Origin of the sequence: Streptomyces sp. NPDC051940 (genome assembly GCF_040680895.1) — a bacterium.
Lineage (GTDB): Bacteria > Actinomycetota > Actinomycetes > Streptomycetales > Streptomycetaceae > Streptomyces.
The window spans coordinates 1-13,375 of sequence record NZ_JBFAXR010000049.1 but is presented as its reverse complement, the minus strand read 5'-3'; the positions used below and the strand labels follow the sequence as shown (position 1 = coordinate 13,375).

At 70.4% G+C, this 13,375-nt stretch carries 11 protein-coding genes and 2 pseudogenes; 10 read left to right on the top strand and 3 right to left on the bottom strand.

Annotation, left to right across the window (positions count from 1 at the left end; all coding sequences use genetic code 11):
- Nucleotides 1–133: 133 nt before the first annotated feature.
- Nucleotides 134–449 (top strand): annotated as a pseudogene (locus tag AB0M28_RS20170) (FtsX-like permease family protein); the annotation flags it as partial.
- Between the two features lie 553 nt (nucleotides 450–1,002).
- On the opposite strand, the gene AB0M28_RS20165 reads toward AB0M28_RS20170, so the two are convergent.
- Together AB0M28_RS20165 and AB0M28_RS20160 are read right to left on the bottom strand one after the other, a co-directional pair.
- Nucleotides 1,003–1,293 carry a hypothetical protein gene (locus tag AB0M28_RS20165; protein WP_365406372.1) on the bottom strand — a complete coding sequence of 97 codons (291 nt, stop codon included), beginning with the start codon at nucleotides 1,291–1,293 and terminating at the stop codon, nucleotides 1,003–1,005.
- 443 nt (nucleotides 1,294–1,736) lie between these two features.
- Nucleotides 1,737–2,303 carry a TetR/AcrR family transcriptional regulator gene (locus AB0M28_RS20160; protein WP_365406369.1) on the bottom strand — a complete coding sequence of 189 codons (567 nt, stop codon included), beginning with the start codon at nucleotides 2,301–2,303 and terminating at the stop codon, nucleotides 1,737–1,739.
- Between the two features lie 148 nt (nucleotides 2,304–2,451).
- Here AB0M28_RS20160 and AB0M28_RS20155 point away from each other — a divergent pair, with 148 nt between their 5' ends.
- Entirely contained in the window at nucleotides 2,452–3,921 is a 1,470-nt protein-coding gene (locus AB0M28_RS20155; RefSeq protein ID WP_365406366.1) for an MFS transporter, read from the top strand.
- A gap of 265 nt (nucleotides 3,922–4,186) precedes the next feature.
- A complete protein-coding gene (locus tag AB0M28_RS20150; protein WP_365406363.1) occupies nucleotides 4,187–4,876 on the top strand; it encodes a class I SAM-dependent methyltransferase in 690 nt (229 codons plus the stop codon).
- A 162-nt stretch (nucleotides 4,877–5,038) separates the two neighbouring features.
- Here the strand turns inward: AB0M28_RS20150 and AB0M28_RS20145 are convergent, their stop codons facing one another.
- Nucleotides 5,039–6,124, bottom strand: coding sequence for a helix-turn-helix domain-containing protein (locus AB0M28_RS20145; protein WP_365406360.1), 1,086 nt, complete (start codon nucleotides 6,122–6,124; stop codon nucleotides 5,039–5,041).
- Between the two features lie 136 nt (nucleotides 6,125–6,260).
- Here AB0M28_RS20145 and AB0M28_RS20140 point away from each other — a divergent pair, with 136 nt between their 5' ends.
- The 7 genes and pseudogenes from AB0M28_RS20140 (at nucleotide 6,261) to AB0M28_RS20110 (ending at nucleotide 13,251) form a co-directional block, all read left to right on the top strand.
- Complete coding sequence (locus AB0M28_RS20140) at nucleotides 6,261–7,235, top strand: NADP-dependent oxidoreductase (protein WP_365406357.1); 975 nt, start codon at nucleotides 6,261–6,263, stop codon at nucleotides 7,233–7,235.
- Between the two features lie 181 nt (nucleotides 7,236–7,416).
- A complete protein-coding gene (locus tag AB0M28_RS20135) occupies nucleotides 7,417–8,376 on the top strand; it encodes an NAD-dependent epimerase/dehydratase family protein (protein ID WP_365406356.1) in 960 nt (319 codons plus the stop codon).
- Between the two features lie 262 nt (nucleotides 8,377–8,638).
- A pseudogene (locus AB0M28_RS20130) lies at nucleotides 8,639–9,640 on the top strand (sigma-70 family RNA polymerase sigma factor); the annotation flags it as partial.
- A gap of 171 nt (nucleotides 9,641–9,811) precedes the next feature.
- Complete coding sequence (locus AB0M28_RS20125) at nucleotides 9,812–11,245, top strand: MFS transporter (RefSeq protein ID WP_365406354.1); 1,434 nt, start codon at nucleotides 9,812–9,814, stop codon at nucleotides 11,243–11,245.
- Nucleotides 11,246–11,289: 44 nt separating this feature from the next.
- Nucleotides 11,290–11,583, top strand: coding sequence for a hypothetical protein (locus AB0M28_RS20120; protein WP_365406352.1), 294 nt, complete (start codon nucleotides 11,290–11,292; stop codon nucleotides 11,581–11,583).
- 400 nt (nucleotides 11,584–11,983) lie between these two features.
- A complete protein-coding gene (locus AB0M28_RS20115) occupies nucleotides 11,984–12,922 on the top strand; it encodes a hypothetical protein (RefSeq protein ID WP_365406350.1) in 939 nt (312 codons plus the stop codon).
- Nucleotides 12,919–13,251: a metalloregulator ArsR/SmtB family transcription factor gene (locus AB0M28_RS20110; RefSeq protein ID WP_365406349.1), complete on the top strand. Its 333-nt coding sequence runs from the start codon at nucleotides 12,919–12,921 to the stop codon at nucleotides 13,249–13,251. Before AB0M28_RS20115 ends, AB0M28_RS20110 begins: the two co-directional genes overlap by 4 nt.
- Nucleotides 13,252–13,375 lie beyond the last annotated feature (124 nt).

The window sequence follows — 13,375 nt, the reverse complement described above, 5'->3', positions numbered from 1 at the left end:
GCCGCGGGCGGTCGGCGACGGGATTCCCGGCAGGAACGGAGCTGAGCTGGCCGACGAGCCCACCGGCGCACTGGACATCGCCGCCGGAGCCGCGGTGCTGCGGCTGCTGCGCGACCTGCACACCACCGGCACCACCGTCGTGATCACCACGCACGACCGGGAACTCGCCGCCGGGCTGCCCTGCCAGGTGGGCGCCACCCGCGGCCAAATCCGCACCAAGTTCCTCGCCGAATCGCTCCTGCTGTCCGCCCTCGGCGGATTCGGCGGCGCCCTCCTCGGTAGCGGAGCGACTACCGCGTTCGCTCTCTGCCAGCACTGGCCCACCGTCGTACCGCCCTGGGCGCTGGCCGGCGGCATCACCGCCACCCTGGCCGTCGGTGCACCGGCGGGCCTCTACCCGCCGTCGCGCCTCCCGCCTTTCCCCTACCGAGGCGCTGGCGACACCCTGAGACGAGTGCGCGGGGTGAGGGCAACGGCGGTACCGACCTGGTCTGGTGGTAGCTGGGCGACGCGGTCCCTACCAGTCTCCATGCCCTCACGCCAGGTCGCGGCGGTCTGCCAGTTCCGCCACATGAACCTGCAGCGTTTGTTCGCTGCCAACGCACGTCATCGAGGCAACGATGATGAGGCTCACCGGCCCAGCTGAAGCAGCTCGATCGACATACCCGTCCGGAGTCCCCCATGGATCAAGCGGTCAGCGGGTGCTCCGCCGGCGACCCCCTGTTTGTGTCGGCGGGAGTCGCCGGTGACGGCGTTGAGCGCCGCCGGCAGGGCGAAGGACAAGACCACGCCGGGGACGACGATCGGCACCAACTCCCGTGCGTCGTCTTCTGGGTGTCCGGGCCTACGGTGCGTGGGCACCCGGCAAGGGACCGGGGGCCACCTGGGCAGAGGGCTGTTCGCCTGCCGGGCGGCCCGTGCCGGGCCCCATCACGGGCCGGGGCCGTCTCCCGCACCGCCCACGCGTGAGCTGCGCCGCGCGGTGGGGTGCGGATCGGCCCGTCAGCACGGGAGCGTCACCTCCTGGCTGTACGCGTGGTACTGGATCAGGTCATTGTCGAAGCCCCAGGCGTGGATCAGGTAGGTGTGGCTGTCGCCGACGCACCGGACGCCCGTCCCGAAGGAGTTGCTGAACGGCCCGCTCTGCCAGAACTCCGAGGTCTTCACCACCTCGCCGTCGCGGAGGATCCGCAGATGGATCTTCGCGCCGCCGTCCGCGGGCAGCGTGGAGCAGTTCCAATGGGTCTCGCCCCAGACGTAGTCGCCCGCGTGGTTGGGGTTGCTGACGCTCACCGCGCACTGCCCCAGGGAAGCGGCACTGCCCCAGGGAAGCGGCACTGCCCGCGGCGGCCGGGGCCGCTGCACCTCCCGCCGCCGCGGCAATCACGGCGAGGGCGGCGGCAACGCGCCTGGCGAACGGGAAAACAGGCATGTCGGTCTCCGATGTCCAGGCGGGCCCTCGCTGGTGGGCCCGCGGAGCGGTCCCGGCCTCGTTACCCGGCATGACGAAAGGGATGCCCCAGGTCGTTCGTACGTGTGAACTTCCTGCTCACGCGGTGGGCGCGCGGGGGCGCGGAACACGGGGAGCCGCACGCCGGACGCGCCGGGGCGGTCGGGACTTCCGCCCCGTGGCCGCCGTCCGCGGCCAACCCGACGCCTGTGCCGGCGGCTTCGACCGGGTTCGTGACATCGCGGCCGGGGGGTGGGCGTGCAGCGCTACCTGGGGGTGGGGTGGCCTACAGGATCCGGTCGACCAGCCCGTTGATGTAGGCGGGGGTGAGGGGGGTCATGCCGAAGAGGGTCCGGATGTACATCGGGGCGAGGATGTGGTCCAGCACGTCGAGCGCGTCGGGTGGGTGCTCGCCGCGGGCGCGGGCGCGGTCGAGCATGGACTGCAGTTGCCGCGTCCGTTCGGCGCGCAGGTCGTCGCCGGCCTGCATGCCCTGCTGCCCTGTGCCCGACAGGGCGACGGCGAGGTGCAGCACCGCCGGCCCGTCGGGTCCGGTGATCTCGCGTGCCACTTGGGCCGCGTACGTGCGCAGGTCGCCGGCCAGGCTGCCGGTGTCGGGCATCGGCGACTGCGCGTTGAGGCGGGTGAGCGCCACGTCGGTGAGCAGGGTTTCCAGGTTGCCCCATCGGCGGTAGATGCTGCTGTCGGCCACGCCCGCGCGGGCTGCGACGTCACCGACGGTGAAGTTGCCGTACCCGCGCTCGCCGATCAGGCCGGTGACGGCTTGGTGGACCTGCGCGCCGACACGGGCGCTGCGCCCGCCGGGCCGCCGGGCTCGCTGTTGCTCGTTCATGCCTCCCACCTTAACGCAGTCGCTGCTTGCGTTTGTGAGCCGAACCTCTCTATAGTCACCTAACGCAGTCAGTGGCTGCATTAGAGCGCTCGGCTGTCTCGCCACCCCGGTCGGCATCCGGGCGCAACTACGGATTGAGGGAGATCCCTTGGGTGCATCGCATTCGGCCGCAGGCAGTCGATCGAACCGGGCCGTACTGCTCACGGCGACCTGCCTGGGCCAGTTCATGGTCCTGCTCGACAACACGATCGTCGGCGCGGCGCTGCCCGATATGCAGCACCGCCTGCACACCCAGTTGACCGGTCTGCAATGGATCGTCGACGCGTACGTTCTGCTGGTCGCGATGCTGCTGCTGTCCGGCGGGATCTTCGCCGACCGGTTCGGCCGCAAGCGGGTGTATCTGAGCGGCGTCGCGGTCTTCACCGCCGCGTCGGTGCTGTGCAGCGTCGCACCCTCGGTCGGCTGGCTGATCGCCGGCCGGGTCCTGCAGGGCATCGGTGCCGCGGCGCTGAGCCCTGCCTCGCTCGCGCTGCTCGCCGCCGCCTATCCCGTGCTGCAGGAACGGATGAAGGCGATCGGGCTGTGGGCCGGACTCAGCGGCATGGGTCTGGCCGCGGGCCCCGTAGCCGGCGGTGTGCTGACCGAAGCCTTCGGCTGGCCCGCCATCTTCCTGGTCAACCTGCCTATCGGCGTGGTCCTGCTGCTGATCGGCCTGCGCCACCTGGGCGAGTCCCGCAATCCGGGCGCCCCCGCGATCGACATTCCCGGCACGGCGCTGTCCGTCGTGGGGGTGGGGGTGCTGACGTACGGGCTGATCGAGGGCGGTGCCCGCGGCTGGACCTCACCGGCGATCCCGGGCTGCTTCACCGCCGCGGTGATCCTCCTCGCCGCCTTCGTCGCCGTCGAAGCGCGCCGTGGTGCTCCCATGCTGCCGCTGCGGCTGTTCCGGCAGCGGCTGTTCACCGTGTCCAACACCGCCATGACCGTGGTGGGCTTTGCGCTCATGGGGTCGTCGTTCTTCTTCTCCCAGTTCTTCGTGTACGTCCAGGGCAGCTCGATCCTGCGCGCCGGCCTGCAGACCCTGCCGGTATCCCTCGCCATGGTGATCGTCAGTCCGTACGCGGGCCGGCTCGCCGCCCGGTACGGCTTGCGCCTCGTGGTCACCGCCGGCCTGGCCCTCGCCGGCCTGGGACTCCTGGCGCTCGGCATGGTGCACGCCGACACCGGCTACGGGAACGTGTGGTGGCGGCTGGGACTTGCCGGCATCGGCTTCGCCCTGACCCTGTCCCCACTGACAGGCGCCGCGATCCAGGCGGTCAGCCCGCAGGAGGGCGGCCTCGCCTCAGGCATCAGCAGCACCGCCCGCCAGATCGGCGCGGTGCTCGGCGTGGCGGTGCTCGGAGCCGTCGTCCGCACCCGGCAATCCAGCGGCGCTTCCTTCGCCACCGGCCTCAACGACGCGTTTCTCGCAGCGGGCGCCGTCACCGTGGCCACCGCCGTGTTCACCGGCCTGTGGCTCGCACGGTCCAAGCCCGCACAAGCCTCGCCGGCCCCGCGGCCTTCCACCGCACCACATGCGGTTGCCGCCCCGAACGAGGCATCCGTGAACAGCCGTTGACGACACCAACCGCCCAGCCCGGACCGAGTTCCCTCTGCCCGACGGCGCCGCCACCCGTACGGAAGCAGCGCGACGCCGCCCGCCCGTACGGAAGCCGCCGGGCGGCGTTCCCGGCCCGTGCGGGCGCTCACCCCGGCAACCCCTCACACTGACCCACCCACCTGCTGAGGGCCTCCGGCCGCCGCGCCCGGAGGTCCTCGACGCATCCGGGTGGCATCCGAGCGAATACACCGGCACCACAGCCGCAGACGCCATCATGTGGCAGGTGACGACCGCCACAACCGAGGTATGGCACCACTACGGCCGCGCCCGCGCCGCATCCGACGACAGCGTCCCGGACACCTTCCACTGGGCCTGGAGCCAGGACCGCGGACCCGGCCCGGAGATGCTCGGGATCCTTACCGGCAAGATCGTCGCCGATCTGGGCTCCGGGGCCGCACGGCAGGCCGCCCACCTGGCCACCCACCACCGTCCCGGCCGCGTCGATGCCATCGAATCCTCACCCGCCCAACACACCATGGCCGCCGGCCTGTACGCCGCCCTGGCGCCGCGGCTGCACCTGGTCCACGCCGACGCCGTCACCCACCTGCACACCGCGCACCAGAGCTACGACGTCCTGTACAGCGTCTTCGGCGCGACCTGTTTCAGCGACCCGGCGCGGCTCCTGCCGGCCGCGGCCGCGGCGCTGCGCCCGGGCGGACGGCTGGTGTTCGCCACCTTCGGCCACTACCTGAGCGGCGCGGCGGCCAGCGAGGACGTGACGCCCGTACACGTGCCGGCGAAGGCGCCGGACGGCACCGCGACGACGATGCACCGCTGGGTGCTGCGGCCGCACGTCTGGGGCAGGCTCCTGGACGCCGTGGGGCTCACGGACATCACCACGGACGTGCTCGCGGCGGGCAGCGGTCCGCGGGCTGCTGAGACGCTGCTGATCTCGGCGTTCCGGGGCCGCTGACGCATCAGGCCGCCAGCTTCAACGAGCCCGGTCGCCACCTGCAGAGACGATCTTTAGTGCCCACCTCTGGTAGTTCGGAGAAGGACGGGGTCTCGTGAACCGTTCTCGAGCCAATTCAAGACTGGCCCTCAGTCGGAATTGCCAAGGTCGACCGACGCCGAGTTACTCTGCACGGCTTCCAGGTGTGGTGGTGGGTCCATCCAGGGCGGCCCGTGGCAGTGAAGGAGCCCGTTCTCCGTTCACGGCCTGAGCGGCATCAGCGGCGGGGTGAGCGCGCTGTTCATTGCCGGCGGACTGGGCGAATGCGCGGCGGTATGCGGAAGGCGACACGCCGACGATGGTGCGGAAGTGCTGGCGGAAGGAGGAGGGGATGCCGAAGCCGCAACGGCTGACGATCGTGTCGATGGGAAGGTCGCTGGTCTCCAGCAAGTGGCGGGCCCGTTCCACTCGTTGGCCGGTCAGCCATTGGCCCGGGCTCATGCCGACCTCGGCACGAAACCGGCGGGTGAAGTTCCGCACGCTCATCCGCGCGTGCGCGGCGAGATCGGGCAATGGCAGTGGCTGGTCGAGATGTTCCAGTGCCCACGCCCGGGTTGCGGCCGTGCCGGTTTGAGAGGTTTCGGGCACGGGCCGCTCGATGTACTGTGCCTGGCCGCCGTCCCGCCAGGGGGGTACGACGCAGGAGCGAGCGGCCCGGTTGGCCACCTCGCTGCCGTGGTCGCTGCGGACCAGGTGCAGGCACAGGTCCACGCCCGCTGACGCGCCCGCGGACGTGAGGACGTCGCCGCTGTCGACGAACAGGACATCGGGTTCGACGAGTACTTCGGGGAATGCGCGCTGAAGGTGGTCTGCCTCTCGCCAATGGGTCGTGGCTCGACGGCCGTTCAGCAGACCGGCGGCCGCCAGTACCCAGGAGGCGGTGCAGATAGACATGATGCGGCAGCCCTGGGGGATTCCGGCCAGGGCTTCGGCCGCGGGCGCCGGTAGTCCGCCGCGCTCGTGCAGTTCCGGCAGTGCGGCGGAGGGCGGGATGACTACGGTGTCGGCTTTCGACAGCAGCTGTGCGTCGTGTTCGACGCCGATGGTGAAGCCTGCGTCAGTTGTCACGGGGCGGCCGTCGAGGGTGCAGGTGGTCACCTCGTAAAGCGGCGTTCCGTCGCCATCCACAGCGCTACCGAAGATCCTGTGCGGGATGCCGAGCTCGAACGGGATGACGCCTTCCAGCGCCAGGACGGCCACTTGGTGCATGGCCGGATTCTGGCACAGATTGGCCTTTGGGCCAATGGTATGGGGATGCCTGCGACCGCAGGCTTGCCTTGCGCCATATGCGGCGGGCTGAGGCGATGACGTCGGTGGGGGATAGAGAGGCGAGGACGGTATGGGGATGCGTGCAGTGAAGACAGCGATGGATACAGCAGTGATGAGGGCGGTGAGTCCGGCGTCGTGGGGTGGCCCCGAGCTTCTGCGTGAGATTGAGGTCATCCGGCCGGAACCGGGACCCGGAGAGATCCTGGTCCGCGTGAAGGCGGCCGGGGTCAATGCCACGGACTGGAAGTCACGGGCCACCGGCGGCCTGGGGCTGTGGGACGAGCCGGCGATCCTCGGGCACGACGTGTCGGGAGTGGTCGAGGCCGTCGGAATCGGCGTGAGGCTCTTCGAGCCGGGCGACGAGGTCTTCGGCATGCCGCGCTTCCCGCACCAGGCGGGTGCCTACGCGCAGTACCTCGCTGCGCCGGCCCGCCACTTCGCGCGCAAGCCGCACGAGATCGACCACATCGAAGCTGCGGCACTGCCTCTGGCCTCGCTCACCGCTTGGCAGGCGCTCGTCGACACCGCACACGTGGAAGCAGGCCAGCGGGTGCTGATCCATGCCGCGGCCGGTGGTGTGGGGCATCTCGCGGTCCAAGTGGCCAAGGCTTTGGGCGCGTACGTGATCGGGACGGCCCGCAAGGCGAACCACGCCTTCGTGTACGGACTGGGAGCGGACGAGGTGGTCGACTACACCACCTTGGACTTCGCCGCCGTCGTCCGGGACATCGACATCGTCTTCGACCTCGTGGGCGGCGACTGCGGGAAGCGCTCCTTGGAGGTTCTGACCTCGGGTGGGACGCTGGTCTCCCTCGCCGCGCCCGCGGAAGAGGCGTTGGTCCCGCAGGCGGCGAAACTCGGTGTGCGAGCGGGATTCATGCTCGTTGAGCCGGATCACTTCGCGATGAACGCCATCGCCGATCTCGTAGCGGCCGGCCGGCTCCGCCCGCGGGTCGATACGGTGCTGCCCCTGTGGGAAGCACCGAAGGCGCACGCCATCGGTGAGCAGGGACACACCGTCGGCAAGATGGTTCTCACTCTTGGTGATTGATTGATCGTCAGCAGAGGGCACGGCCCAAGACCGACGGCGCGCCCGTCCGCGCCTGAAGCCGGAATCCCAAAGCCGAGCGCCAGGCCGCCGGGCTTCGTTACTGGAGACCGCTGGCACACGTCGGTGTGCAGTTCGAGCGGCCGGCCCGGCCCGAATTCATCAACTTTCGAGGAATGAATCCATGTCATTGCACATCGTCATCGGATCCGGCCCGGTCGGTGCCGCGACCGCCCGTCTTCTCGCCGCGCGCGGGGAACAGGTCCGGGTGCTCACGCGCCGCGGCACCGGTCCGGATACCGCGGGGATCGAACACGTCGCGGTGGATGCCAAGGACGCGACCGCATTGCGTGAGGCGACCTCGGGCGCCGCCGTGATCTACAACTGCGCCGCGCCGCCCTACTGGAACTGGCCTGCTGAGTTTCCGCCGCTGGCGGCTTCCGTGCTCGCGGCCGCCGAATTCACCGGCGCTGTTCTCGCCATCGCGGGCAACCTGTACGGCTACGCACCTCCCAACGGTCCCCTCGTAGAGGAGCTTCCTCTCACGGCGACCACGAAGAAGGGACGCGTACGCGCGCAGATGTGGCTTGACGCGCTGGCCAGCCACCAGGCCGGACGCGTCCGCGTCACCGAGGCCAGGGCATCCGACTACCTCGGTGCAGGCGCTGTTTCGTATCTGACGGAGAGCGTGCTCAAACCGTTGGCCGCCGGGAAGCGCGCGATCGTGCCAGCCGCCCTCGACGCACCGCATTCATGGACCTACACCGGCGATGTCGCACGCACCCTGATCGCGGTTGCCGATGATGAGCGAGGCTGGGGCCGGGCGTGGCACGTCCCCAGCGAGCCAGCCATTTCGGTCAGGGACATCGCGATCCGGGCGGCCACTCTGGCGGGGGTGCGGTCGCCCCGCCTGACCGCGGTTTCGGAACGGGTCCTGTCCCTTTCGGCGGCGTTCGCGTCCGTTCGGGGCGATGAGGCGAAGATGCTGCGCGCACTGGGCGAAGTGGGCTACCAGCGCCGTCACCCGTGGGTGCTGGACTCTTCCGACGCAACCGAGACCTTCGGTCTGAAGCCCACGGGGCTGGACGACTCGCTCCGCGAAACCATGAGGTCTTACATCCAGTCGCCGTCTTCCAGTGCCTAACAGAGTGAGGTAGATCAGTCGACCCGCCGTTCAGAGGGGGGTTCGGGCGCGCCGACCCGGGGGTGGCGCACGCGGCTGCGCTTTTGCGGCCGTCTGGCGGCCTGCATCCTCGTATCCGTACTCCTGACCGATGTGCTGTACGGCCCGCGCTCGGGTACTGGCTGCCGCTGAGCTGCGGTCGGCGCCCCGTGGGGGGGTGAGGTAGGTCACCGGTGAGTTTCCGCGGTCCGCGGGGTCTTTTCTCGAAGACGCATCTTGGAGAAGGGCAGCCATGCCGGACAGCGACGATTTCATCCGTCTGACCGACCCGTTCCGTCCCGCGCTGCTGGCGCACTGCTATCGCATGCTCGGCTCGGTTCACGACGCTGAGGACCTGGTGCAGGAGACGATCCTGCGTGCCTGGCGGTCCTTCCACACCTTCGAAGGCCGCTCCTCGCTGCGCCGATGGCTGTATCAGATCGCCACCAACGCCTGCCTGACGGCGCTGGAGCACAGAAGCCGCCGCGCGCTGCCGTCCGGCCTTGGGGTGCCCAGTGCCGATCCGGAGCGGCCGCTTGCCCCGGCCGATCCGGGGGTCGCTTGGCTGGAGCCCGTGCCGGACGCGCTGATCCACACCATCCCGGGGGACCCGGCGGCGGTCGTCACCTCCCGGAGCAGCGTCCGCCTCGCCCTGATCGCCGCGATGCAGCACCTGTCTGCAAGGCAGCGCGCGGTGCTGATTCTCCGCGACGTCCTGGACTGGCGCGCGTCTGAGGTGGCGGAGCTGCTCGACACCTCGCCCACCGCCGTGCACAGCATGCTGCGCCGCGCCAGAACCCAGCTCGACGCGGCGGCGACGAAGGAAGAGGACCTCAGCGAGCCGGGCGGGCGTCAGGAGCGTGTGCTGCTCGATCGGTACATTGCCGCGTTCGAGAACGGCGATTTGGGCGCGCTGGCGCGGCTGCTGCGCCACGACGTGATCGTGGAGATGCCACCCGTGCAGGCCTGGTTCTCCGGCCGCGATGCCTTCCTGCGCTTCATCGCCACCCAGTGCTTCACCGGTCCCGGCGGCATCCGGATGATCCCCACGTCCGCCAACGGGCAGTCGGCCGTCGTGGCGTATCTGCGCGCCCCCGACGGCTGGTTCGAGGCGCAGTCCGTCCAGGTGCTCGCGATGACGCCGACAAGGATCGCACGGGTCGTCACCTTTCTCGATCCCGGGCTCTTCCCCGCCTTCGGCATGCCCGCACGGCTGGCGCCGGAGCCGGCCGCGATCGGCGGATAGCGCTGTTTTCCTCTTCTCGCCGCGGCGAATCGCAGCGGCCCGCCGGGTCTTATCCCGCAGGAGGGAGCCCACCCTCCTGCGGCGGCCGGTATCCGGCTGCGGCGAACAGAGCGGGAGAAACGATATGCACAACGCGACAGCCGGCGCCTGGACAGCGATCGGGGCGTGCCGATGACCGCGGATGCCGAGGCGCACGCGCGCCCCACTCACGTGCTGTGGACGCTGATCCTCGCGCCGATCGGCGTCTTCCTGACCGCCCTCGACGTGGTGGTCGTGTCGACGGCGCTGCCGGTGATCCAGCAGGACCTCAACGCGAGCCTCAGTGACCTCGAGTGGACCATCAACGCGTACAACCTCGTACTTGCCTGCCTGCTGCTGACAGGCGCCGCCCTGGGCGACCGCTTCGGCCGCAAGAAGATGTTCGTCCTGGGCATTGCGGTGTTCACCTTGGCCTCCGCCGCGGCAGCACTGTCGGATGCCGCGCCGGCCCTGATCGTGGCACGTGTGGTGCAGGGCGCCGGTGCGGCCGTCGTCATGCCGCTGACGCTGACCCTGATCATCGACGCGTTTCCCACGGGGAAGCGCGGCGCGGCCCTCGGGATTTGGGGCGGTGTGACCGGCCTGGGAGTGGCGGCAGGGCCGGTCGTCGGCGGCGCGATCACCGAGGGCGTCTCCTGGCAGTGGATCTTCTGGGTCAACGTTCCCGTCGGCGCTGCCGTCGCGGCCCTGTCCGCCCTGAAGCTCCGGGAGAGCCGCGGCCCGCGCCCACAGCTGGACCCGGCCGGACTGACCCTGGCCGCGGTTGGCCTGCTTGCGCTGGTGTGGGCCCCCGTGCGGGCCCCGTCCGCCGGTTGGGGCAGCGCCGAGGTGATCGTCGCCCTGGCGGTCGGCGCCCTCTTCACGGCCGCCTTCGTCGCCTGGGAACTGCGGGCACCCCATCCCATGCTCCCCATGGACTACTTCCGCCGCCGCGGATTCGCCACCGCCAACGCGGTGGGCTTCCTGCAGAACGTCTCGCTGATCGGCGCGCTGTTCATGATCTCGCAGATGTTCCAGACCGGCCTCGGCTACTCCCCACTGGGGGCGGGCCTGCGCATCCTGATCTGGAACGGCACCCTGATGGTGGTGGCCCCACTGGCCGGTGCGCTCGCCGACCGCATCGGCGACCGCCCGCTCATGTCACTGGGCATGCTGCTGCAGGCGGTGGGGCTGGGCTGGCTCGCGGCGGTCGCCGACCTCGGCGTCGGCTACCCAAGCCTGGTGCTGCCGCTGCTCGTCGCCGGTGTGGGTATCTCCCTGTGCTTCCCGCCGGTGGCCAACCTGGTTACCAACTCCGTGCCCTTCGACGACGCGGGCGTCGCGGCCGGTGTCAACAGTGCGATGCGCGAAGTCGGCTCGGTGTTCGGCGTCGCGATCGCCTCTCTGGTGTTCGCGAACAGCGGCAGCTACGCCTCACCGGTGGAGTTCATGGACGGATTCACGGCGGCGGCGTGGGTGCTGGCCGCGGTGGCGGCCGTCGGCGTGCTGCCAGCCGTATTGGCGCCTGGCAAGGCGGTCGCCCCGGCGCCGGTCGGGCTCGGGCGTGAGGAAGTCAAGGTCGGCTGAGCCGACGCACCTGGTGAGGTGGGAGAGGAACGAATATGAGCAGCATGAAGATCGTCCGATACCGGACTCGCGAGGACGCCGCGGACGAGAACCAGCGTCTCGTGGAGCAGGTGCTGGCGGAGCTCAACACCAAGGACCCCGGCGGCCTGCGCTATGCCTCGTTCCGGCTGGCGGACGGCGTGAGCTTCGTGCACGTCGTCATCAGCGAGGACGGCAGCGACCCGCTGGCGAAGTCCGCGGCCTTCGCGGAGTTCCAAACGGGGATCGGTGACCGGTTGGTCGCGCCCCCGGAGGTGGCGGAGGCAAGCCTGATCGGGTCGTACCGCATCCTGACCTGAGGTGATTCCTGGGCGTGACGCCCGCCGAGGGGTGCTGCGGGCAAGCGCGGCACCCTTGGCGGCGCCAGGGCACCAGCATCGCGCGGCGGCCGTCGCACGCCGAAGCTCCCGGGACGGGCTGGGCGTTCACGGGTAGGCGTGCGTATACGGCCCTCGCTGCTGGGCGCTGCGGGTGGCGCGCTCACATCGTCCCCCTGGCCCAGCGCCCCGCGGGCACGCTGCTCTGGTCGACGCGCCCCTGAGCAGGTGCGGGCTGCTCGGCTGGTGGGCGGCCAAGGTCGTTACCGCCGTCGCGGCGCACAGGTCCGTTCCGCTACGGACAGGTAAACACCGTGCAGAACTCCCGTCGCCACTGCTAGATTCATCTATCTAAATATTTCGATGGATAGGAGCGGTGGCGATGAAGATCCTGATGGTCGGAGCTGGCGCACTCGGACAGGTCTTCGGCCTGTGGCTCGCCAAGGGCGGCGCAACCGTCAGCTACCTGGTGAAACCGGGGCGGGGCGGCTGGCCCGAGGAGGGGCGGACCGTGTTCCGCCTGCGGTCGGGGCGTAAGCCCGTCGTCGAACGGCTGCGCCCCGACCGGGTGCTCGATGATCCGGCCGATGGCAAGTGGGACGCGGTCTGGCTGTGCGTGTCGTCGGACGCGCTCCGTGAGCCCTGGGTGGCCGGTCTGCGCGCACTCGTCGGCACGGCGACGATCGTCACCGTCGGCCAGGACCTGCACGACCGGGCGATACTCGCGCGGACCTGGCCGGACGAACAGATCGTCCAAGTGGTGCCCTCGGTGCTGGCCTACCAGGCGCCGCTGGCGGACGAGGTGCCGATGGCCGGTATCGCGTACTGGCTGCCGCCCGGTGCGGCGCCGATGGTCGGCGGCACCGACGACCGGGCGCGGCCCGTGATCGAGGCGCTCCGTGCGGGTGGTGTCCGCGCCAAGCGGGAGACCCGGGCCGGTACAGGTGAACTCCAGGCCGCCCTGCAAGTGCCGTATGTGGCGGCCCTGGAAGCGGTCGGCTGGTCCCTGCCGGCCCTGCGCGCCGGACTGCGGCTGCCGAGCCTGGCCGCCGGCGAGGCGCTCGCCGTGGTCGCCGCGCTCAACGGCCGTAAGCCGCCCCGGACGGTGGCTCCGCCCTGGCTGGTCGGCGCCCTGCTGCGGCTACTGCCCCGGCTTGCCCCGTTCGACCTGCCACGCTACCTTGAGGCGCACTTCACCAAGGTCGGCGCACAGACACGGCAGATGCTGGACGGATGGATCAACGAGGGCAAATCCCGCGGGCTGCAAGTGGACCGGCTGGGGGAACTGCGGCAGAGCCTGTCGGCGGCCGCCTCGACATGACGGTCGCAGCGCAGGACGTACTCGACCTGTTCGCCCAGAGCCAGCCGCTGTTCACCGCACTGGGCGACGAGCGCAGGCAGACCATCGTCGTCCTGCTGCTGAGGTCTGGTGGAGCCCTCAACGTCGGAGAGATCGCACGGGAGCTGAAGCTGTCCCAGCCGGCGGTGTCCCATCACCTGAAGATCCTGCGCGACGCCGGGCTCCTCAGCGTCGAACGCAGCGGCACGCTGCGGCTGTACGCGTTCAACGCCCCCAAGATCGTGGACGTACTGACGCCGATGAAGGAACTAGTCGAGCTGATCACCGAGTGCACCGCGCAGGACGGCTGACAGGGACGCACGGAGGACCGTCGGGCGGTGGGTCTGTCTTCGTCCGCGGCGGCGCGATCGTGCCGATGTGGCCCGAGGGCACGCTGTCCTGGCAGACCCGCGACCGCGGACAGCTGGGCTGGGA

Excerpts from the sequence above, each read along its gene's own strand:
- AB0M28_RS20160 (WP_365406369.1), bottom strand. The coding sequence starts at position 2,303 with ATGAACGAGCAACAGCGAGCCCGGCGGCCCGGCGGGCGCAGCGCCCGT.
- AB0M28_RS20145 (WP_365406360.1), bottom strand. The coding sequence starts at position 6,124 with ATGCACCAAGTGGCCGTCCTGGCGCTGGAAGGCGTCATCCCGTTCGAG.
- AB0M28_RS20140 (WP_365406357.1), top strand. The coding sequence starts at position 6,261 with ATGCGTGCAGTGAAGACAGCGATGGATACAGCAGTGATGAGGGCGGTG.
- AB0M28_RS20135 (WP_365406356.1), top strand. The coding sequence starts at position 7,417 with ATGTCATTGCACATCGTCATCGGATCCGGCCCGGTCGGTGCCGCGACC.
- AB0M28_RS20125 (WP_365406354.1), top strand. The coding sequence starts at position 9,812 with ATGACCGCGGATGCCGAGGCGCACGCGCGCCCCACTCACGTGCTGTGG.
- AB0M28_RS20120 (WP_365406352.1), top strand. The coding sequence starts at position 11,290 with ATGAAGATCGTCCGATACCGGACTCGCGAGGACGCCGCGGACGAGAAC.
- AB0M28_RS20115 (WP_365406350.1), top strand. The coding sequence starts at position 11,984 with ATGAAGATCCTGATGGTCGGAGCTGGCGCACTCGGACAGGTCTTCGGC.
- AB0M28_RS20110 (WP_365406349.1), top strand. The coding sequence starts at position 12,919 with ATGACGGTCGCAGCGCAGGACGTACTCGACCTGTTCGCCCAGAGCCAG.